Below are 20,180 nucleotides of genomic sequence, written 5' to 3' on the forward strand. Positions count from 1 at the left end.
CCATCGGGCAGCCGTACATCATCGCCCGGCGCAGCCTCGAAAATCCGTGAAGTGGTTAAAGCTGCGGGCGATAGCCCTGGGCGAGCAGCCAGCCCTGGAAGGCTCGACGCCGTTCCGGCGGCAGGTCCGCCAGCACCTGGGCTTCCGGCTCCGTGCGCAGCCGCCGCAGCCAGGGCGCCAGCTCCAGGCCGTCGAGGTGCCAGATGCCCAGCGGCTGATCGGCGCTGACCACCACTTCCGCCTCATCGACGAACTCGCCCTTCAGGACCGGTGCACGCTCGATGCGCAGGCTGGCGAAATCCGCCGGCACGTGGCTCGGCTGCTCGTCCGGCCACCCGCGGCGCGCCTGCCAGAACGGCTGGCCACTCCACTGTTCTTCGCTGGCATAGAAGTCACGGCCAACGCGAGCGAAGCGCAGGAACAGCTGCTCGACCCGTTGCTGGTGGAAGCGCTTGGCCAGGGCCGCTCGCTCCGGCGCACGCAGCAGCGTGTTGATCACCAGCGGCGCCTGCAAGGCCGAGGACAGCGACTGGAAGATGCCATTGCCCGACAGCGGGTCCACCGCCATCGCCGCATCGCCCACGCGAATCCAGTTATCGCCGCAAGCCTCCAGGCAGAGGATCGCCGTACTGCTGCGGGCGTGCAGGTCCAGTTCGCGCTCCTCGGCATCCCCGAAAAATTGCCGGACCAGCCTCGACGCGCGGCGGCGCTCGCGGCAGTAGTCCAACAACTGCTCGCGGGGCGGCAACTGGCTGCTGGCGACGTCCAGGGTGAGCTGCCAGTAGCAGCGCCCATCCTCCAGCCGCGCCATCCACGCCCAGCCGTCGGGCAGGCTCTCCACCGCAGTCGCCAAAGGACCGGGCCCGCCCTGCCAGCGATTGAGCAGGCTGAGGGTTTCCGGGCCGCGCCGGGCTTTCATTCCCTTCTGGCTCAAGGGCGCCTGCCGTCCTCGCGCCTCGACCAGAAAAGCGCCCTGCACTTCCCGGCCGTTTTCGATTTTCACGCGCCAGCCGGGGCCGTCTTCCGCCACGCCCAGCACCTGGGCTTCGATCAGTTCGACGCCGGCCAACCGCAGGTCCTCGCGCAGTCCTGCATCGAAGCGCGGGCGGTCGAGGACACATTCGATGTTCTGCGCGCTTTCCACACCGTTCCAGTGCACGCGACGCTGTGAGGGTGGCGCGGCGCACTCCAGCGCATGCCGCAAGCCGGCATTGCGCAGGCCTTCGAGTACGCGCTGGGAGACACCTTCGACGGCGGCGAAGCGGCGCCATTCGCTGATCACTGTGACGGGATGACCGAGACGGCGCAGGCCGAGGGCGACGGCGGCTCCGGCGGGGCCGACGCCAAGAATCAGGATCGGGCGTTCACTCATGCTACGGAGGCCCTCACCCTAGCCCTCTCCCAGAGGGAGAGGGGACTGATCGGCGTGCATGGAGATTTCTGTTCACGCCGAGGGCTGCAGCAAAGTCTCAGAACTGAACGCCTGCAGAGGACGGCTCTCTCCCGGAGGGAGTCGGGACTGATCGGCGTGCATGGGAGTTTCTGCGCACGTAGAAGGCCGCGGGAAAATCTGCGTAATGAACGCTTGCAGAGGACGGCTCCCTCTCCCTCCGGGAGAGGGTTGGGGTGAGGGGAAAAAACTCGACCATGACTCACAAACTCACCTTCCGCTCGATCCCCCGAAAAGCTGCCCGCTCCCGCATCAGCTCAATGAGTTGCACATTGGAAAGCTCCGGTCGTTCCACCAGCAATGCCGCCAGATGCCCGCAAAAAGCCGCACACCCCAGGCTCGCCCCGGAACGCCCGGCCACCTTCACCGCCGCGCCAAAATCCGCCTGCGGACTATCCAGCCACGACCACTCTTTTTCACTGCAGCGCGCATCACCCGTCACTCGAATTACACCGGGATAGGCCGCTGGAAACACCGCTTCACCCCGCGCCGGGCTGGACGCACAAACGATCACGCCAGCTTCGACCAGTTCCGCCACGGCATCACGCAGGATTGGCCGATCCTGGCGCACGCCCAGGCTCAGGTTGATCACCCGCACGCCCTGCTCACCGAGCCAGTGCAGCGCGGCGGCGATCTGCAAGGGGCTGGTCACGCCGCGTTCGTCGAAGACCTGTGCGACAGACAGGCGAGCATCCGGCGCATGGGAAAGTATGGCTTCGCAAACTGCGCTTCCGTGGCCAAGGGCATCCACCTGGGATTCGCCTTCAGCATGGCCGGTGTCGGTGAGGAAGAAACGGCGCGCAGCGCTGACGCTCGCTGACTGCGACTCGGCAAAACCGCTATCGACCACCCCAACCCGCAGCTCAGGCCTCATGTCGTTGCACCGGCTGCGCTGCGCGCACGCGCATCTGTCCGTCCTGCAATTCCAGGTACAGGTCGGCGGCGGCCAACGTCGAAGTACGGTGGCTGATCAGCAATCGCGTACGCCCGGCAAACAACTGGTCGATGGCCGCGATCACCTCGCGCTCGGTGCTCTCGTCCACCTGCGACGTGGCCTCGTCCAGCACCAGGATCAGCGGGTCCTGCAGCAGCGCGCGGGCAATGGCGATGCGTTGCTTCTGCCCACCGGACAGCTGCTGGCCGCGCTCGCCCAGCGGGCTGTCGAGGCCTTCGGGCAGACTGGCGATCAGGCTATCCAGCTGCGCGGCGCGAGCGGCCTTCTCGATGGCCTCGCGGCTCGACTCGGGTGCGCTGTAGGCCAGGTTGTCAGCGAGGCTGCCGCGGAACAGCACGATGTCCTGGCTGACCACCGCCACGCGCCGGCGCAGGGCTTGCAGGTCGAGCTCGCGCAAGTCGACGCCGTCGAGCAGGATGCGCCCTTGGTCGGGGTCGTAGAAGCGCTGCAGCAGGTCGATCAGGGTGCTCTTGCCAACACCGGACGGGCCGCTCAGCGCGACCTTGAGGCCGGCGGGGATCACCGCCTGCACGTCCTGCAAAACAGCTTGCGCACGGCCCGGCCAGGCGTAGCTCAGGTTCTCCAGGCGCAGCTCGCCAATCGCAGGCATGGCCCGTGGAGTGACCGGTGAAACGATGCTGGCTTCCTCGCCGCGAAGTTCCATCACCCGGCCGAGACTGACCGTCATGCGCTGCAACGCGACATACAGGCCGAGCAGGCTCTGCACCGGCCCGATGGCCATGCCCAGGTACGTGGAAAAGGCGATCAGCGAACCCAGTTGCCAGGTGCCCTGCACCACCCAGTAACCGCCGACCAGGAAAGCGCAGGCACGGGACAGCGACATCAGCGTGCCCGGCACGGCCTGGGTGAAGAACTCGGTGAGTTGCAGGCGCAGCAACTGGCCCAGATAGCCCTGCCCCAGGCCTTCCAGGCGCCCGGCCTCGCGGTTCTGCTGGCCGGCGGACTGGATGAACTTCATCGCCGGCAAGGTCTCGACGAAGAACGACGAGAGGTCCGCCGAACGCTCGCGCAGCCCGCGCGCTTCGCGCTCGACCTTGCGCCGCATCCAGCGCAGCCAGAGCACGTCCAGGGGAATCAGCAGCGCCACCAGCAACGACAATTGCCAGGACAGCGTGAGCAGCAGTGCCAGCGCGCCGATCAGCCCGATCACGCTGGAGACGGCGGAGAACAGCGAGTCCACCGCGAAGCGCTGGATTTCCGCGACGTCGCCATCCAGCCGGGACATCAGGTCGCCGATGCGACGGCGGCCGAAGAAGCTCGGTGACAGGGTCTGCAGGTGGCGATAGAGCGCATCGCGCAGGGAGAACAGGATGCGCCCGGACAGCCGCGTGTGCAGGAAGCGGTTGAGCCCGGACAGCGCGGTACCTACCAGACCGACGACGATCATCGCCACGGCCACCGTCACCAGCACCGGGAAGTTCTTCGCCAGCAGGCCGTCGTCGATCAGCGTCTTGGTCAGCCAGGGCTGTGCCAGCACCAGCAGGGACGCGCAGAACGACAATCCGAGAAGCCCGGCAATCGCCAGTTTGTGCGGCTTCACGAAGCCGTACAGCCAGCGCAGCGAAGCCTTGAGTTGCTGCGGGTCTTCGCTGTCGATCAGGCGGGTGAAGAACATCAGCCCACCTTGAGTTGCTTGAGCTTGCGGTACAGCGTGGCGCGGCTGATGCCCAGCGCGTCGGCGGCGGCGGAGACGTTGCCCTGGTGACGTTCCAGCGCCTGGCGGATCAGCTCCAGTTCGTTCTCGCGGATGCTGCCGCTCTGCGGGCGTTCGCCGACGCTGAGTTCGTCCAGGGTGCTGTCGGGCAAGTGGTCGAGACTCAGTTCCTCCTCGCCCTCCTCGCGCATGGCCAGCGCGGTGCGCAGGACCATTTCCAGCTGGCGGATGTTGCCCGGCCAATGGTATTCGCGCAGCAGGCCGAGCAGTTCGGCGGAGAGTTTCACCTTGGGTGCGCCCAGGCGTGCCAGTAGACCTCTGGCGAGCTCGGCAAGGTCGTCGCGTTCGCGCAGCGCCGGCAGCTTCACGCTGATGCCGTTGACGCGGTAGTAGAGGTCCTCGCGGAAGTGCTTTTCTTCTACCAGGCGTTTGAGGTCACGGTGGGTGGCGCAGATCAGCGCGACGTCGATGTCCTGCTCTTCGCCGGCGCCCAGCGGCGCTACCTTGCGTTCCTGTAGCACGCGCAGCAGTCGCGCCTGCAGTGCCAGCGGCATATCGCCGATTTCGTCGAGGAACAGCGTGCCGCCGTGGGCCTGTTGCAGCCGGCCGACCATGCCGCCACGCCGCGATCCGGTGAAAGCGCCGTCGCGATAGCCAAACAGTTCGGACTCGATCAGGCCCTCTGGAATCGCCGCGCAGTTCACCGCGACGAAGGGCTTGTCGCTGCGCGCGCTGGCCTGGTGCAGGGCGCGGGCCACCACTTCCTTGCCGCTGCCGGTTTCGCCCAGCAGCAGTACCGGCAGTTCGTTCACCAGCCCCTGGCGTGCCATGCGCAGAGCGCGGGCGTAGCGCGGGTGATTGCCGGCAAGGGCTTCAAGTTCGGGACCGGCCGCCGGGCGCGGCGCGCGTGCACTGACCGGCACCGCATGGCTGCGCAGCGGTGCCTGCAGGGTTTTGTAGAACAGCTCGCCCTTGGGCGTCTGCAGGCTGCCCACGCCGCCCTGGTAAAGCCGCGCAATAAGCTGCTCGCCGCGCAGGCCGAGGAAGTCTTCGCTACGCCGACCGACGAGGGATTCACGGTTGGCGCCGAGCAGTTGGCAGGCCTGCCCGCTGACGGCCAGCACCTTGCCGTCCAGCCCCAGCGCCAGCAGGCCTTGCCAAGCTGAGTCGAGGTACTGGCGACGGTAATGGAAGGCGATCACCACCTGCCCCGGATGGCTGACGGCGAACAGCCGAGCCTCGATCTGGAACACCGCGAGGCTGAGCAACGAGAGGCTTTCCCGCGGGCCGGAAAGCGGTCCTTCGCGGGTCATGTCGAGCACGCCAAGCAACGTGCCCTGCGGCCCTTCAATCGGCACCGAGGTACAGGAGAAACGGCTCAGGCGGTCGAGGAAGTGTTCGCCACAATCGATCTGCGTGGCGCGCCTTTCCACCAGCGCGGTACCCAGCGCATTGGTGCCGCGCGAGGCTTCGCTCCAGCAGGCGCCCTGGACGATGTCGGCCAGGCCCTTGCTCTGCATGCGCTCGCGCGCGCCTTCGACGGAAAGAATGGTGGCGTCGGCGTTGGCCAGGATGATCACGCCGTCGTGGCCCTGGCGCTGTTGCAGGTAATCGAGCTCGGGAGTTGCCGCGTCCAGCAACAGGCGGTTGCCGGCCAGCAGCACGTCGGGTTTGACCCGTGTATCGAGCCCATGCTCGGTGCCGTTGGAGCAGTCCAGGCCATGGCCCAGGCTGCGCCGCCAGGAAGCGTCGATCTCCTCGCGGAGCACGCCGCTGGGTACTTCGCCCTCCTGTTGCAGGTGTTCACGGGCAAGGTGGGCTTCGCGCAGCAGGTCGCTGTTTATTGTTCTTGTGGTCATGCATCGCTCCGGTAGGTTCCGCGCCCTCTTTGAGGGCACGGAACTCGCAGGCTGGTCAGGGCTGTGTACACCCGCTGGCGGCGTCCGTAAAGGGGAAGCCCCCGGTAGGAAGGTTAGTCCTCAGACGCGAGGCAATTCCCGCGCCAGAGAAGCTTGCCGGACCTTTCCAAAACCTTCCTACGCCGCATTCGCGTTGTATTGACAGTGACCCAAGGCAGGTTTACGTTAACGTAAAGGTAAACAACCAGGCAAGAGCATTCCATGTCCACGACCTACACCATCTCCGAGCTGGCCCGCGAACTGGATGTCACCACCCGAGCCATTCGCTTCTACGAGGAGCAAGGCATGCTCAGCCCCGAGCGCCGTGGCCAGGAGCGCATCTACAGCGCCAAGGACCTGGTGGCGCTGAAGCTGATCCTGCGCGGCAAGCGCATCGGCTTCTCGCTGGCCGAGTGCAAGGAACTGATCGACCTCTACGACCCCAGCAGCGGCAACACCAGGCAGCTGCAGACCTTCCTCGACAAGATCACCGCGCGCCGCGCGCAGCTGGAACAGCAACTGCTCGACATCGAGCAGATGAAACTGGAACTGGACACGGCCGAGGAGCGCTGCCTGGCGGCCATGGCCGAGACCGACAAACCCCGCAAGCAGCGCGCCACGAGCTGATCTCGCCGCCCTGCCCGCTCTCTCATCCGATTACAAATACAAGTACAGGTGATTCCATGAGCTACCCCTCCCTCAACTTCGGCCTCGGCGAAACCATCGACATGCTGCGCGAGCAGGTGCAGGGCTTCGTCGCCAGCGAACTCGCCCCGCGCGCCGCGCAGATCGATGCGGACAACCTGTTCCCCATGGACATGTGGAAGAAGTTCGGCGACATGGGCCTGCTCGGCATCACCGTCGCGGAGGAATATGGCGGCGCCAACATGGGTTACCTGGCCCACGTCATCGCCATCGAGGAAATCAGCCGTGGCTCGGCGTCGGTCGGCCTGTCCTACGGCGCGCACTCCAACCTGTGCGTCAACCAGATCAAGCGCAACGGCTCGGCCTCCCAGAAGGCCAAGTACCTGCCCAAGCTGATCAGCGGCGAGCACATCGGCGCCCTGGCCATGAGCGAGCCCAACGCCGGCTCCGACGTCGTATCGATGAAGCTGCGTGCCGAGAAGCGCGGCGACCGCTTCGTTCTCAATGGCAGCAAGACCTGGATCACCAACGGCCCGGACGCCAACACCTACGTGATCTACGCCAAGACCGAGCCGGAAAAGGGCGCCCACGGCATCACCGCATTCATCGTCGAGCGCGACTGGAAAGGCTTCAGCCGTGGCAGCAAGTTCGACAAGCTGGGCATGCGCGGCTCGAACACCTGCGAGCTGTTCTTCGATGACGTGGAAGTTCCGGAAGAAAACGTGCTGGGCGCGGTCAACGGCGGCGTGAAGGTGCTGATGAGCGGCCTGGACTACGAGCGCGTGGTCCTCGCCGGCGGCCCGATCGGCATCATGCAGGCCTGCATGGACGTGATCGTTCCCTACATCCACGACCGCAAGCAGTTCGGCCAGAGCATCGGTGAGTTCCAGCTGATCCAGGGCAAGGTCGCCGACATGTACACCCAGCTCAACGCCAGCCGCGCCTACCTCTATGCCGTGGCCCAGGCCTGTGACCGTGGCGAGACCACCCGCAAGGACGCCGCCGGGGTGATTCTCTACACCGCCGAACGCGCGACCCAGATGGCCCTGGACGCCATCCAGATCCTCGGCGGCAATGGCTACATCAACGAATTCCCCACCGGCCGCCTGCTGCGCGACGCCAAGCTCTACGAGATCGGCGCCGGCACCAGCGAAATCCGCCGCATGCTGATCGGCCGCGAGCTGTTCAACGAGACCCGCTGATCCTGTTCTTGTAGGAGCGAGCTTGCTCGCGAACCGGCCCCGCTACGGAGGTTGTTCGCGAGCAAGGGCTAGGCGCCCCCCTCGCTCCTACAGATCCCTTCCCGCTCGTGGAGACGCCATGACCATCCTCGGCACCCAACTCAACACCCGTTCCCCGGAATACGCCGCCAACGCCGCGACCATGCTGGAGAACGTCCAGGACCTGCGCGCCGTCCTCGGCCGCGTCCACGAAGGCGGCGGCGCCGCCGCCCAGGCCAAGCACACTGCGCGCGGCAAGCTGCTGGTGCGCGAGCGCATCAACCGCCTGCTCGACGCCGGCTCGCCCTTCCTCGAAGTCTCCGCCCTCGCCGCCCATGAGGTGTACGGCGAAGACGTCGCCGCCGCCGGCGTGGTCGCCGGCATAGGCCGCGTGGAAGGCGTGGAATGCATGATCGTCGGCAACGACGCCACGGTGAAAGGCGGCAGCTACTACCCGCTGACCGTGAAGAAGCACCTGCGCGCCCAGACCATCGCTCAGCAGAACCGCCTGCCGTGCATCTATCTGGTGGACTCGGGCGGCGCCAACCTGCCGCGCCAGGACGAGGTGTTCCCCGACCGCGAACACTTCGGCCGCATCTTCTTCAACCAGGCCAACATGAGCGCCCAGGGCATCCCGCAGATCGCCGTAGTGATGGGTTCCTGCACCGCCGGCGGCGCCTACGTGCCGGCGATGAGCGACGAGACCATCATGGTGCGCAACCAGGCCACCATCTTCCTCGCCGGCCCGCCGCTGGTAAAAGCCGCCACCGGTGAAGTGGTGAGCGCCGAGGACCTGGGTGGCGCCGACGTGCACTGCAAGACCTCGGGCGTCGCCGACCACTACGCCGAGGACGACGAACACGCGCTGGCCATCGCCCGCCGCTGCATCGCCAACCTCAACTGGACCAAGCAGGGCAAGCTCAACACCCGTGCCCCGCGCGCGCCGCTGTACGCCGCCGACGAGCTGTACGGCGTGATCCCGGTGGACAGCAAGCAGCCCTTCGACGTGCGCGAGATCATCGCGCGGCTGGTCGACGGCAGCGAATTCGACGAGTTCAAGGCACTGTTCGGCACCACCCTGGTGTGCGGCTTCGCCCACCTGCACGGCTACCCGGTAGCGATCCTCGCCAACAACGGCATCCTCTTCGCCGAGGCCGCGCAGAAAGGCGCGCACTTCATCGAACTGGCCTGCCAGCGCGGCATCCCGCTGGTGTTCCTGCAGAACATCACCGGCTTCATGGTCGGCCAGAAGTACGAGGCCGGCGGCATCGCCAAGCACGGCGCCAAGCTGGTCACCGCGGTGGCCTGCGCCCAGGTGCCGAAGTTCACCGTGATCATCGGCGGCAGCTTCGGCGCCGGTAACTACGGCATGTGCGGCCGCGCCTACGACCCGCGCTTCCTGTGGATGTGGCCCAACGCGCGGATCGGCGTGATGGGTGGCGAACAGGCTGCCGGCGTGCTGGCCCAGGTCAAGCGCGAGCAGGCCGAACGCGCCGGCAACGCGCTGTCCGCCGAGGACGAGGCGAAGATCAAGGCGCCGATCCTCGAACAGTACGAGCGCCAGGGTCACCCCTACTACTCCAGCGCCCGCCTGTGGGACGACGGCGTGATCGATCCGGCGCAGACCCGAGACGTGCTCGGCCTCGCCCTCTCCGCCTCGCTCAACGCGCCTGTCGAAGCGACCCGCTTCGGCGTCTTCCGCATGTAAGGCCGCTGCCATGACCGACTATCAGACTTTCTCCTTTGAGAGCATCGAGCTCGATATCGACCCGCGCGGCGTCGCCAGCCTGTGGCTGAACCGCCCGGAGAAGAACAACGCCTTCAACGCCCAGACCCTCTTCGAGCTGATCCAGGCGCTGGGCGCCGTGGCCAACGACGACCGCGTACGCCTCGTCGTGCTGCGCGGCCGTGGCCGCCACTTCTGCGGCGGCGCGGACCTGGCGTGGATGCAGGAGTCCGTGAAGCTGGACTACCAGGGCAACCTGAACGACGCCCAGCAGCTCGCGGAGTTGCTCTACAACCTGCACCAGCTGAAGAAGCCGACCCTCGCCATCGTCCAGGGCGCGGCGTTTGGCGGTGGTGTCGGACTGGCCGCCTGCTGCGACATGGTGCTGGCCGCCGAGGATGCGCAGTTCTGCCTGTCCGAAGTGCGCATCGGCCTGATCCCGGCGACCATCGGCCCGTTCGTCACCAAGGCCATCGGCCAGCGCGCCGCGACTCGCTACGCCATGACCGCCGAACGTTTCAGCGGCATCCGTGCCCGCGAGCTGGGCCTGGTCGACGAGCACTATCCGGCCGCCGAACTGGACGATGAGGCCGAGGCCTGGATCGCCAACCTGATGAACAACAGCCCGGCGGCGCTGGTCGCCTGCAAGGCGCTGTTCCAGGAAATCGGCGCCGGCGAACTCACCCCCGAACGCCGCCGCTACACCGAAGCCGCCATCGCCCGCATCCGCATCAGCCCCGAGGGGCAGGAAGGGCTGCACGCCTTCCTGGAAAAACGCAAACCGGCCTGGCAGGAGCAAGTCTGATGAAGAAGATCGATACCCTGCTGGTGGCCAACCGCGGCGAAATCGCCTGCCGCGTGATGCGCACCGCCAAGGCCCTGGGCCTGACTACCGTGGCCGTACACAGCGCCACCGACCGCAACGCCCGCCACGTCGAAGAGGCGGACATCGCCATCGACCTGGGCGGCGCCAAGCCGGCTGAAAGCTACCTGCGCGCGGACGCCGTGCTTGCCGCCGCGAAAGCTGCCGGCGCCCAGGCCATCCACCCCGGCTACGGCTTCCTCTCGGAGAACGCCGGGTTTGCCCGCGCCTGCGAAGAGGCCGGGCTGATCTTCCTCGGCCCGCCGGCCAGCGCCATCGACGCCATGGGCAGCAAGTCCGCCGCCAAGGCGCTGATGGAAACCGCCGGCGTGCCGCTGGTGCCCGGCTACCACGGCGAGGCGCAGGACTACGCCACCTTCCAGCGCGAAGCCCAGCGCATCGGCTACCCGGTGCTGCTCAAGGCCGCCGCCGGTGGCGGTGGCAAAGGCATGAAGGTCGTCGAGCGCGAAGCCGAACTGGCCGAGGCGCTGGAGTCCGCCCAGCGTGAAGCGCAGTCCGGCTTCGGCGACTCGCGCATGTTGGTGGAGAAGTACCTGACCAAGCCGCGCCACGTGGAAATCCAGGTGTTCGCCGACCAGCACGGCCACTGTCTGTACCTCAACGAACGCGACTGCTCGATCCAGCGCCGCCACCAGAAAGTCGTCGAGGAAGCGCCCGCTCCGGGCCTCTCCGCCGAGCTGCGCGCCGCCATGGGCGAGTCCGCTGTACGCGCGGCCCAGGCCATCGGCTACGTCGGCGCCGGCACCGTGGAGTTCCTCTACGACGAAGGCAGCGGCCAGTTCTTCTTCATGGAAATGAACACCCGCCTGCAGGTGGAACACCCGGTCACCGAAGCCATCACCGGCCTCGACCTGGTCGCCTGGCAGATTCGCGTCGCCCGTGGCGAGCCGCTGCCGATCACCCAGGAACAGGTTCCGCTGAACGGCCACGCCATCGAAGTGCGCCTCTACGCCGAAGACCCCGAAGGCGGCTTCCTGCCCGCCAGCGGCCATCTCGCGCTGTACCGCGAACCCGCCGCCGGCCCCGGCCGTCGCACCGACAGCGGCATCCGCGAGGGCGACGACATCTCGCCGTTCTACGACCCGATGCTGGCCAAGCTGATTGCCTGGGGCGAGAACCGCGAGGAAGCGCGCCAGCGCCTGCTGTCGATGCTGGCGGAAACCGCAGTCGGCGGCTTCAAGACCAACCTGGCCTTCCTGCGCCGCGTGCTGGCCCACCCGGCCTTCGCCGAGGGCGAACTGGACACCGGCTTCATCGCCCGTTACCAGGACACCCTGCTGCCCGCTCCGACCGCACTGCCCGAGCGCTTCTGGCAACTGGCCGGCGAAGCCTGGGTGCAAAGCGAAGCCGCCCGCGTGCGCGGCGATGACGCCCATTCGCCCTGGTCCGCCCAGAGCGGCTGGCGCAGCGGCCTGCCGGGCGAGACCGACCTGCACCTGCTGGCCAAGGGTGAATCGCAAGTGGTGCGCCTGCGCCATGCCGATGGGCAGCGCATCGCCCAGCTCGATGGTCAGTGGCTGGACGTGAAGGACGGCGAGATTCGCCGCCGCCATCAGGTGATCCGCCGTGGCGACAGCCTCTATCTGGAGTGGAACGGTGAGTTGGTCAACGTGCAGCGTTTCGACGCCATCGCCGAGGCCGAAGCCGCGCATTCGCACCAGGGCGGCCTGGGCGCGCCGATGAACGGCAGCATCGTGCGCATCCTGGTCGAACCCGGCCAGAGCGTCGAAGCCGGCGCCGCGCTGGTGGTGCTCGAAGCGATGAAGATGGAACACAGCATTCGCGCGCCGCACGCCGGCGTGGTGAAATCGCTGTATTGCAGCGAAGGCGAGCTGGTGTCGGAAGGCACGGCGCTGGTCGAACTGGAAGAAGCGCCGGCCTGACGCCGGCTTTTGTAGGGCGCATAACGCGCCAGCGTTATCCGCCGCGAGACAACGGCGGATAACGCGTTCCGCTTTATGCGCCCTACTTGGCTGATTGATGCCTAAACAACTTTTGTAGGAGCGAGCTTGCTCGCGAACCCGCTTCACTCCGATCCCTTCGGGTGCAATGCGTTCGCGAGCAAGCTCGCTCCTACAGGAAGAGCCGCCCTTCGCACGAATCCAACGAGGACAAGTCATGACCCTGCCCCAATCCGTCCGTTTGGTCGAAGTCGGCCCGCGCGACGGCCTGCAGAACGAGAAACAACCCATCGCCGTGGCCGACAAGGTTCGCCTCGTCGATGACCTCACCGCCGCCGGCCTGGGCTACATCGAAGTCGGCAGCTTCGTCTCGCCCAAGTGGGTGCCGCAGATGGCCGGTTCGGCGGAAGTCTTCGCCGGCATCCAGCAGAAGGCCGGCGTCACCTACGCCGCCCTGGCGCCGAACCTCAAGGGCTTTGAGGCCGCGCTGGAATCGCAAGTGAAGGAAGTCGCGGTGTTCGCCGCCGCCTCCGAGGCCTTCTCGCAGAAGAACATCAACTGTTCCATCAAGGAGAGCCTGGAGCGCTTCGTGCCGATCATGGAAGCGGCGCGCCAGCACGGTGTGCGCGTGCGCGGCTACGTCTCCTGCGTGCTTGGTTGCCCCTACCAGGGCGAGGTGGACGTGGCGCAGGTCGCCGCCGTCGCCGAAGAACTGCACGCCATGGGCTGCTACGAAGTCTCACTGGGCGACACCATCGGCGTCGGCACCGCCGGCGCCACCCGGCACATGTTCGACGTCGTCGGCCAGCGCGTACCGCGCGCGCAACTGGCCGGGCACTTCCATGACACCTACGGCCAGGCCACGGCGAACATCTACGCCAGCCTGCTGGAAGGCATCGCCGTGTTCGACAGCTCGGTCGCAGGCCTCGGCGGCTGCCCCTACGCCAAGGGCGCCACCGGCAACGTCGCCACCGAAGACGTGCTCTACCTGCTCAACGGCCTGGGCATCCACACCGGCATCGACCTGGACAAGCTGATCGACGCCGGCCAGCGCATCTGCGCCGTGCTCGACAAGCCCAACGGCTCGCGGGTGGCCAAGGCGCAGTTGTCCAAACGCTAAGGCGCCTGCCTGAACCTGTAGGAGCGAGCTTGCTCGCGAACACCCCCGCTGCGGGCCCGGTTCGCGAGCAAGGACCAGGCGCCCCTCGCTCCTACAAAAGCCTTCCGCTTCTCCTACATCTCGGCGTCCCGTGCCACACTGGTTCGAAAGAAAAACCGGACGGACGCCCAAGATGACCCCATTGTGGACCCCCTCCCCCGAACGCATCGCCGCCACCCGCATGGACGCCTTCCGCCGCAAGGTGGCGCAGCAGCATGGGCTCGACCTGCCCGACTATGCCGCCCTGCACGCCTGGAGCATCGCCGAGCGCGAGGCCTTCTGGATGGCCATCGTCGATACCTTCGGCGTGCAATTCCACGAGGCGCCCACGGCGGTCCTCGAGGAAGGCCCGGAAATGCCCGATGCGCGCTGGTTCCCCGGCGCCACCCTGAACTTCGCCGAACATCTGCTGCGCCGCCGCGACCACCAGCCGGCTCTGATCGCCATCAGCGAGGACGAGCGCCGCGAGGTGATCAGCCACGCCGAACTGGCCGCACAGGTCGCCGGCCTGCAACGCGCGCTGCGTGAAGCCGGCGTGGGCGTCGGCGACCGCGTCGCGGCCTTCATGCCCAACACCTGGCAGACCGTGGTCGGCATGCTCGCCACCACCAGCCTCGGCGCTACCTGGTCGAGCTGCTCGCCGGACTTCGGCACCCAGGGCGTGATCGACCGCTTCGGCCAGATCGAACCCAAGGTGCTGATCGCTTGCGCCGGCTACCGCTACGCCGGCAAGGTGCTGGACCTGACCGCCAAGCTCAACGAAATCCTTGCCCAGCTGCCGAGCCTGGAGCAGTTGCTGATCGTCCCCTACGCCAACGGCCACGCCCGCCGCACGGACTTCCAGACCCCGGCGCGGGTCAGCCTCTGGCAGGACTTCTTCCACAGTGGCGGCGAGCCCGTGTTCACCCCGGTGCCGTTCGACCACCCTCTGTACATCCTCTACTCCTCCGGCACCACCGGCGTGCCAAAATGCATCGTGCATGGCGCTGGCGGCGTGCTGCTGCAGCACCTGAAAGAACACGGCCTGCACGTCGACCTGAGCCAGGACGACACGCTGTTCTACTACACCACCTGCGGCTGGATGATGTGGAACTGGCTGGTCTCCGGCCTGGCCGTCGGCGCCACGCTGGTGCTCTATGACGGCTCGCCCTTCCACCCCGGCCCGGAACGGCTGATGGACCTGATCGACGCCGAACACATCAGCGTCTTCGGTACCAGCGCCAAATACATCGCCGCGCTGGAAAAGGCCAATGTGCGACCGCGCCTGACCCACTCGCTGGAACGACTGAAGGCGCTCCTCTCCACCGGCTCACCGCTGGCCCATGAGAGCTTCGACTACGTCTACCGCGATGTGAAAGCCGACCTCTGCCTGTCGTCGATTTCCGGCGGCACCGACATCGTTTCCTGCTTCGCCCTCGGCAACCCGACTGCGCCGGTGTGGCGCGGCGAGCTGCAATGCAAGGGCCTGGGCATGGCGGTGGAAGTCTGGGGCGAGGCCGGCAAACCGGTGCGCGGCGAGAAAGGCGAGCTGGTCTGCGTACGGCACTTCCCGTCAATCCCGGCGGGCTTCTGGAACGACGAGAACAACGAGAAATTCCTTGATGCCTACTTTGCCACCTTCCCTGGCGTCTGGGCCCATGGCGACTACGCCGAGGAAACCGAACACGGCGGCCTGGTGATCCACGGTCGCTCCGACGCCGTACTCAACCCCGGCGGCGTACGCATCGGTACCGCGGAAATCTACCGCCAGGTGGAAAAGATCGAGCAGGTGCTGGAGTCCATCGCCATCGGCCAGGACTGGCAGGGCGACGTGCGCGTGGTGTTGTTCGTACGCCTGCGCGAAGGCGTGGAGCTCGATGAAACGCTGCAGGAGCGCATCCGCCAGACCATCCGCAGCAACACCACGCCGCGCCACGTGCCGGCGAAGATACTTGCGGTGACGGATATCCCCCGCACCATCAGCGGCAAGATCGTCGAACTGGCGGTGCGCAACGTCGTGCATGGGCAACCGGTGAAGAACACCGATGCGCTGGCCAATCCGCAGGCGCTGGAGTTGTTCAGGGATCGGAAGGAGCTGGAGAGCTGAACTGGTGGTTGGGTAGAGGCACAGCATGGGTATCGCTTCGCGATACCCATCCTACGAGAACCCAACCCACGGCATGCGCCTGCGATCGCCACATGAGACGCTCATACATAAGCAGACAGACCTCCGGATGCGTGGTCCGGAGGCCGTTGTGTAGGATGGGTGGAGCGAAGCGATACCCATCAATCCCGGAACGGGTTACTCGTCCAGCGACTCGGTACCCAGCTCGTCCCACACCGCTTCGGCAAGGTGGAAGGTAGCGTTGGCGGCGGGGATGCCGCAGTAGATCGCGCTCTGCAGCAGCACTTCCTTGATCTCCTCGCGGGTCACGCCATTGTTGCGCGCGGCGCGCAGGTGCAGCTTGAGTTCGCCCTCGCGGTTCATGCCGATCAGCATGGCGATGGTGATCAGGCTGCGTGTATGGCGCGGCAGGCCGGGGCGGGTCCAGATGTCACCCCAGGCGTGGCGGGTGATCATTTCCTGGAACTCTTCGTTGAAGTCTGTGCGCTTCTCCAGGCTGCGGTCGACATGGGCATCGCCCAGCACCGCGCGGCGGACCTGCATGCCGGCTTCGTAGCGTTCTTTCTCGTCCATCTCTAACTCCGATGTTGGCCTGTAGGACCGAGGGGGGCGCCTGGCCCTTGCTCGCGAACAAACCCCGCAGGGGGGCCTGGGTTCGCGAGCAAGCTCGCTCCTACGAAAAGCAAAAGCCGTTATGCGCGCAGGAAGGCCAGCACACGCTGGCTGAAGGCATCGCCGGCCTGCACGTTGGACAGGTGCGCGGCGCGGAACTCCACCAACTCGGCAGCAGGAATGCGCGCCTGCAGGAAGCGGCCGTCCTCGGTGGTGGTCACCGGGTCGGCGGCGCCGCAGACCACCAGGGTCGGTGCGCTGATCGCGCCGATCTCGCCACGGAAATCGGCGTCACGCACAGCGGCGCAGTTGGCCGCGTAACCTTCCGGCGAGGTCTGCGCCAGCATGCCGACGATGGCCTCGACCTTGCCCGGCTCAGCCTCGGCGAAATCGGCAGTGAACCAGCGCGAGATGGAGGCATCGCGCAGGTTGCGCATCGCCTCGGCCCCACCGCTGAGCACGGTGTCGATGCGCGGGTTCCAGACGTCCGGCGTACCGATCTTGGCGGCGGTGTTGCAAAGCACCAGCCGCGAGAGGCGCTCCGGCGCATGGATGCCCAGCCATTGGCCGATCAGACCGCCCATGGACAGGCCGCAGAAATGCGCACGCGGGATGTCCAGCGCGTCCAGCAGCGCCAGCACGTCGCGGCCGTTCTGCTCGACGCTGTAGGGGCCGGGGGTGACCAGCGAAGCGCCGTGGCCACGGGTGTCATAGCGCAGCACGCGGAAGTGTTCGGCGAAGGCCGCGACCTGCGCGTCCCACATGTGCAGGTCGGTGCCCAGGGAGTTGGACAGCACCAGCACCGGCGCACCGGCCGGGCCGTCCAGTTGATAGTTCAGGTCGCCATCGGCGAGATGTACGGCAGGCATGCAAAGCTCCTATCGCGACTGTTATCGCAAAGCCAGTTATCGCAAAGAAAGGTCTTGATGTTCGGCCAGCGCGCGCTCAACCCAGCGACGCGCCTGGCCCAGGTAATGGGCGGGATCGAGCAGGCGATCCAGCTCCTCGGCATTCAATTGCGCGGCAACCTCGGCATTGCCGCCGAGCACGCTGCGCAGGTGTGCGCCCTCCTTCACCGCCTGCTTGCAGCACTGCTCCACCAGATGGTGGGCGGCATCACGGCCGATGCGCTGGGCCAGGGCGATGCTCACGGCTTCGGCGAGCACCAGGCCGCGGGTCAGATCGAGGTTGGCGAGCATATGCTGGGCATCGACTTCCAGGCCCGGCACAAGGGACAACGCCTGTTGCAGCGAACCGGAAACCAGGCAGCACAACTCCGGCAGGCTTTCCCATTCGGCGTGCCACAGGCCGAGGCTGCGTTCGTGCTCCTGCGGCATGGCGGAGAACAGCGTCGAGACCAATCCCGGCGCACGGGTGGCCGCGCCGATCAGCACGGCAGCGCCCACCGGATTGCGCTTGTGCGGCATGGTGGAGGAGCCACCCTTGCCCGGTGCAGAAGGCTCGAAGACTTCGCCGGCTTCGGTCTGCATCAGCAGGCTGAGGTCGCGGCCCAGTTTGCCGAGGCTGCCGGCGACCAGGCCAAGCAGGCTGGCGAACTCCACCAGCCGGTCGCGCTGGGTGTGCCAGGGTTGCTCGGGCAGTTGCAGGCCCAGTTCTTCAGCGAGTGCTTCGGCCACGGCAAAGCCTTGTTCCCCCAGCGCGGCGAGGCTGCCGGAGGCGCCGCCGAACTGCAGGCACAGCAAGCGCGGTTTGAGTTCGTTCAGGCGCTGGCGATGGCGGGTGATCGCACCCAGCCAGCCGGCGATCTTCATGCCGAGCGTGACCGGCGTGGCGTGTTGCAGCCAGGTGCGGCCGACCATGGGCGTGCCGGCGTGGGCTTGTGCCTGAACGGCGAGCGCGTCGGCCAACTGGGCGAGATCACTCTCCAGCAACTCGATGGCGGCACGCAGTTGCAGGACCAGTCCGGAATCCATGGCGTCCTGGCTGGTGGCGCCCAGATGCACATGGCGCTCGGCCTCGGCGTCCTCGGCGGCGATGCGCTTGCCTAGCGCCTTCACCAGCGGGATCGCGGAATTACCGGCGCTGCAGATGGCCTGGGCCAGTGCCTCGAAATCGTAGAGTTCGGCGCGACAGGCAGCGGTGATGGGTGCCACCGCGTTCGCCGGGATCACGCCAACACGGGCCTCGGCACGAGCCAGGGCGGCCTCGAAGTCGAGCATGCCCTGCACCCGGCCGTGGTCGCTGAAGATCGCGCGCATGGCGGGCTGGGTGAAGTAGGCGTCGAACAGAAGGTTGGTGCTCACGAGGCAGCTCCGGAGATCGGCGGGCGTTGTCGGGACAGTATGACCGGAGAGTGGCTACCTGTAGGAGCGAGCTTGCTCGCGAACCCGACCCCGCCGCGGGGTTTGTTCGCGAGCAAGCTCGCTCCTACGAAGAGCTATACGCGCTCGACGACCAGCGCCACGCCCTGCCCTACGCCCACGCACATGGTGCACAGGCCGAGCTTGCCACCAGACTTCTGCAACTGATGCACCGCTGTCAGCACCAGCCGTGCCCCGCTGGCGCCCAGCGGATGGCCGAGGGCGATGGCGCCGCCGTTGGGATTCACCCGCGCGTCGTCATCGGCGACGCCGAGATCACGAGTGACTGCCAGCCCCTGTGCAGCAAAGGCTTCATTCAGCTCGATGACATCGAACTGATCCATCGACAGATTCAGGCGCTCCAGCAGCTTGCGCACCGCCGGCACCGGGCCGATGCCCATCACCCGTGGCGCGACGCCGGCGCTGGCCATGCCGAGTACTTTCGCACGCGGCGTCAGGCCGTGTTTCTTCACCGCTTCGGCACTGGCGATGATCAGCGCCACGGCGCCGTCGTTGACGCCCGAGGCGTTGCCGGCGGTGACGGTCTTGCCTTCGCCGTTGACCGGCTTGAGCTTGGCCAGCGCTTCCAGGGTGGTATCCGGGCGCGGATGCTCGTCGGTGTCGACCACGGTCTCGCCCTTGCGACCCTTGATCACCACCGGGACGATTTCCTCGGCGAAGTAACCGTTGGCCTGGGCGATGCCGGCACGCTGCTGGCTGCGCAGGGAGAAGGCATCCTGGTCGGCGCGGTTGACGTTGTAATCGTCGGCCACGTTGTCGGCGGTCTGCGGCATGGCGTCCACGCCGTACTGCGCCTTCATCAGCGGGTTGATGAAGCGCCAGCCGATGGTGGTGTCTTCGATCTTCTGGCCACGACCGAAGGCGCTGTCGGCCTTGCCCATCACGTAGGGCACACGGGACATGGACTCCACGCCGCCGGCGATGACCAGTTCGGCCTCACCACTGGCGATGGCGCGGAAGGCGGTGCCTACCGCGTCCAGGCCCGAGGCGCAGAGACGGTTGAGGGTCACGCCCGGCACGCTCTCCGGCAGGCCCGCCAGCAGCAGCGCCATGCGCGCGACGTTGCGGTTGTCCTCGCCGGCCTGGTTGGCGCAGCCGAGGTAGACCTCGTCCAGCGCGGCCCAGTCGACCTGCGGATTGCGCTCCACCAGCGCCTTCACCGGCACGGCGGCGAGGTCGTCGGCGCGCACACCGGCCAGCGAGCCGCCGAAGCGGCCGATGGGCGTGCGCACGGCATCGCAGATGAAGACGTCGCGGCTCATTCCTCACCTCCCAGCTGACCGTGGGCGGCGGCAGTGCGAGCTTCCAGGGCACGCAGGGCGGTCAGTTCGATCTCGTTCGGGGCGACGGTTTCGCTCACCTGCTCGGCGAAGCGGATCGCCCAGCCGGTGTTCTCGACCACCTGCTCGCGGGTCACGCCCGGGTGCAGCGAGGTGACGATGAATTCGTTGCTGCCCGCTTCCGGTTCCATGATGCACAGGTCGGTGATGATCGCCACCGGGCCTTTTCCGGGAAGGCCCAATTGCTGACGGTGGTCGCCGCCCTCGCCGAAGCCGACCGAAGTGACGAAGGCCAGCTTGTCGACGAAGGTGCGGTGCGACTGTTTGAGG

General features: G+C 66.9%; 16 protein-coding genes. 7 read left to right on the top strand and 9 right to left on the bottom strand.

Going from position 1 to position 20,180, the window contains the following annotated elements; all coding sequences use genetic code 11:
- Nucleotides 1–55 precede the first annotated feature (55 nt).
- From A6723_RS26665 to A6723_RS26680, 4 genes are all read right to left on the bottom strand, one after another.
- Nucleotides 56–1,372 (bottom strand): NAD(P)/FAD-dependent oxidoreductase, encoded by a 1,317-nt coding sequence (locus A6723_RS26665; protein ID WP_054907643.1) that lies wholly within the window; start codon nt 1,370–1,372, stop codon nt 56–58.
- A gap of 280 nt (nt 1,373–1,652) precedes the next feature.
- The gene (locus A6723_RS26670; RefSeq protein WP_054907644.1) at nt 1,653–2,324 is read right to left on the bottom strand and encodes a S8 family serine peptidase; all 672 of its coding nucleotides are present in this window, start codon (nt 2,322–2,324) and stop codon (nt 1,653–1,655) included.
- Nucleotides 2,314–4,041: an ABC transporter ATP-binding protein gene (locus A6723_RS26675; RefSeq protein WP_054907645.1), complete on the bottom strand. Its 1,728-nt coding sequence runs from the start codon at nt 4,039–4,041 to the stop codon at nt 2,314–2,316. The genes A6723_RS26670 and A6723_RS26675 overlap by 11 nt, the downstream gene beginning before the upstream one ends.
- A complete protein-coding gene (locus A6723_RS26680; protein ID WP_054907646.1) occupies nt 4,041–5,939 on the bottom strand; it encodes a sigma-54-dependent Fis family transcriptional regulator in 1,899 nt (632 codons plus the stop codon). The genes A6723_RS26675 and A6723_RS26680 overlap by 1 nt, the downstream gene beginning before the upstream one ends.
- Before the next feature lie 261 nt (nt 5,940–6,200).
- Between A6723_RS26680 and A6723_RS26685 the strand changes: the two genes are divergently transcribed.
- The 7 genes from A6723_RS26685 to A6723_RS26715 all read left to right on the top strand — a co-directional run bounded on the left by A6723_RS26685 (nt 6,201) and on the right by A6723_RS26715 (nt 15,598).
- Nucleotides 6,201–6,605, top strand: a complete 405-nt coding sequence (locus A6723_RS26685) for a MerR family DNA-binding transcriptional regulator (RefSeq protein WP_054907647.1) — start codon at nt 6,201–6,203, stop codon at nt 6,603–6,605.
- Between the two features lie 56 nt (nt 6,606–6,661).
- Nucleotides 6,662–7,825 (top strand): isovaleryl-CoA dehydrogenase, encoded by a 1,164-nt coding sequence (locus tag A6723_RS26690; RefSeq protein ID WP_015477016.1) that lies wholly within the window; start codon nt 6,662–6,664, stop codon nt 7,823–7,825.
- Nucleotides 7,826–7,943: 118 nt separating this feature from the next.
- Nucleotides 7,944–9,551, top strand: coding sequence for a carboxyl transferase domain-containing protein (locus tag A6723_RS26695; protein ID WP_054907648.1), 1,608 nt, complete (start codon nt 7,944–7,946; stop codon nt 9,549–9,551).
- A gap of 10 nt (nt 9,552–9,561) precedes the next feature.
- Nucleotides 9,562–10,374: a gamma-carboxygeranoyl-CoA hydratase gene (locus tag A6723_RS26700; RefSeq protein WP_054907649.1), complete on the top strand. Its 813-nt coding sequence runs from the start codon at nt 9,562–9,564 to the stop codon at nt 10,372–10,374.
- Entirely contained in the window at nt 10,374–12,335 is a 1,962-nt protein-coding gene (locus A6723_RS26705) for an acetyl/propionyl/methylcrotonyl-CoA carboxylase subunit alpha (RefSeq protein ID WP_054907650.1), read from the top strand. The genes A6723_RS26700 and A6723_RS26705 overlap by 1 nt, the downstream gene beginning before the upstream one ends.
- 235 nt (nt 12,336–12,570) lie before the next feature.
- The gene (locus A6723_RS26710; protein ID WP_054907651.1) at nt 12,571–13,473 is read left to right on the top strand and encodes a hydroxymethylglutaryl-CoA lyase; all 903 of its coding nucleotides are present in this window, start codon (nt 12,571–12,573) and stop codon (nt 13,471–13,473) included.
- 172 nt (nt 13,474–13,645) lie between these two features.
- Nucleotides 13,646–15,598 carry an acetoacetate--CoA ligase gene (locus A6723_RS26715; RefSeq protein ID WP_054907652.1) on the top strand — a complete coding sequence of 651 codons (1,953 nt, stop codon included), beginning with the start codon at nt 13,646–13,648 and terminating at the stop codon, nt 15,596–15,598.
- Between the two features lie 195 nt (nt 15,599–15,793).
- Here A6723_RS26715 and pcaC read toward each other — a convergent pair whose 3' ends face one another.
- The 5 genes from pcaC to A6723_RS26740 all read right to left on the bottom strand — a co-directional run.
- Nucleotides 15,794–16,189 carry a 4-carboxymuconolactone decarboxylase gene (gene pcaC, locus A6723_RS26720; protein ID WP_054907653.1) on the bottom strand — a complete coding sequence of 132 codons (396 nt, stop codon included), beginning with the start codon at nt 16,187–16,189 and terminating at the stop codon, nt 15,794–15,796.
- A 119-nt stretch (nt 16,190–16,308) separates the two neighbouring features.
- A complete protein-coding gene (gene pcaD / locus A6723_RS26725; protein WP_054907654.1) occupies nt 16,309–17,097 on the bottom strand; it encodes a 3-oxoadipate enol-lactonase in 789 nt (262 codons plus the stop codon).
- 36 nt (nt 17,098–17,133) lie between these two features.
- Complete coding sequence (locus A6723_RS26730; RefSeq protein ID WP_082450566.1) at nt 17,134–18,492, bottom strand: 3-carboxy-cis,cis-muconate cycloisomerase; 1,359 nt, start codon at nt 18,490–18,492, stop codon at nt 17,134–17,136.
- Between the two features lie 134 nt (nt 18,493–18,626).
- A complete protein-coding gene (pcaF, locus tag A6723_RS26735) occupies nt 18,627–19,832 on the bottom strand; it encodes a 3-oxoadipyl-CoA thiolase (RefSeq protein ID WP_064979898.1) in 1,206 nt (401 codons plus the stop codon).
- The coding region (locus A6723_RS26740; RefSeq protein WP_305884440.1) for a CoA-transferase at nt 19,829–20,180 on the bottom strand (352 nt) is incomplete at its 5' end. The genes A6723_RS26740 and pcaF, both read right to left, overlap by 4 nt.

It is taken from the genome of Pseudomonas sp. AU11447 (assembly GCF_001672555.2).
GTDB lineage: Bacteria > Pseudomonadota > Gammaproteobacteria > Pseudomonadales > Pseudomonadaceae > Pseudomonas > Pseudomonas nitroreducens.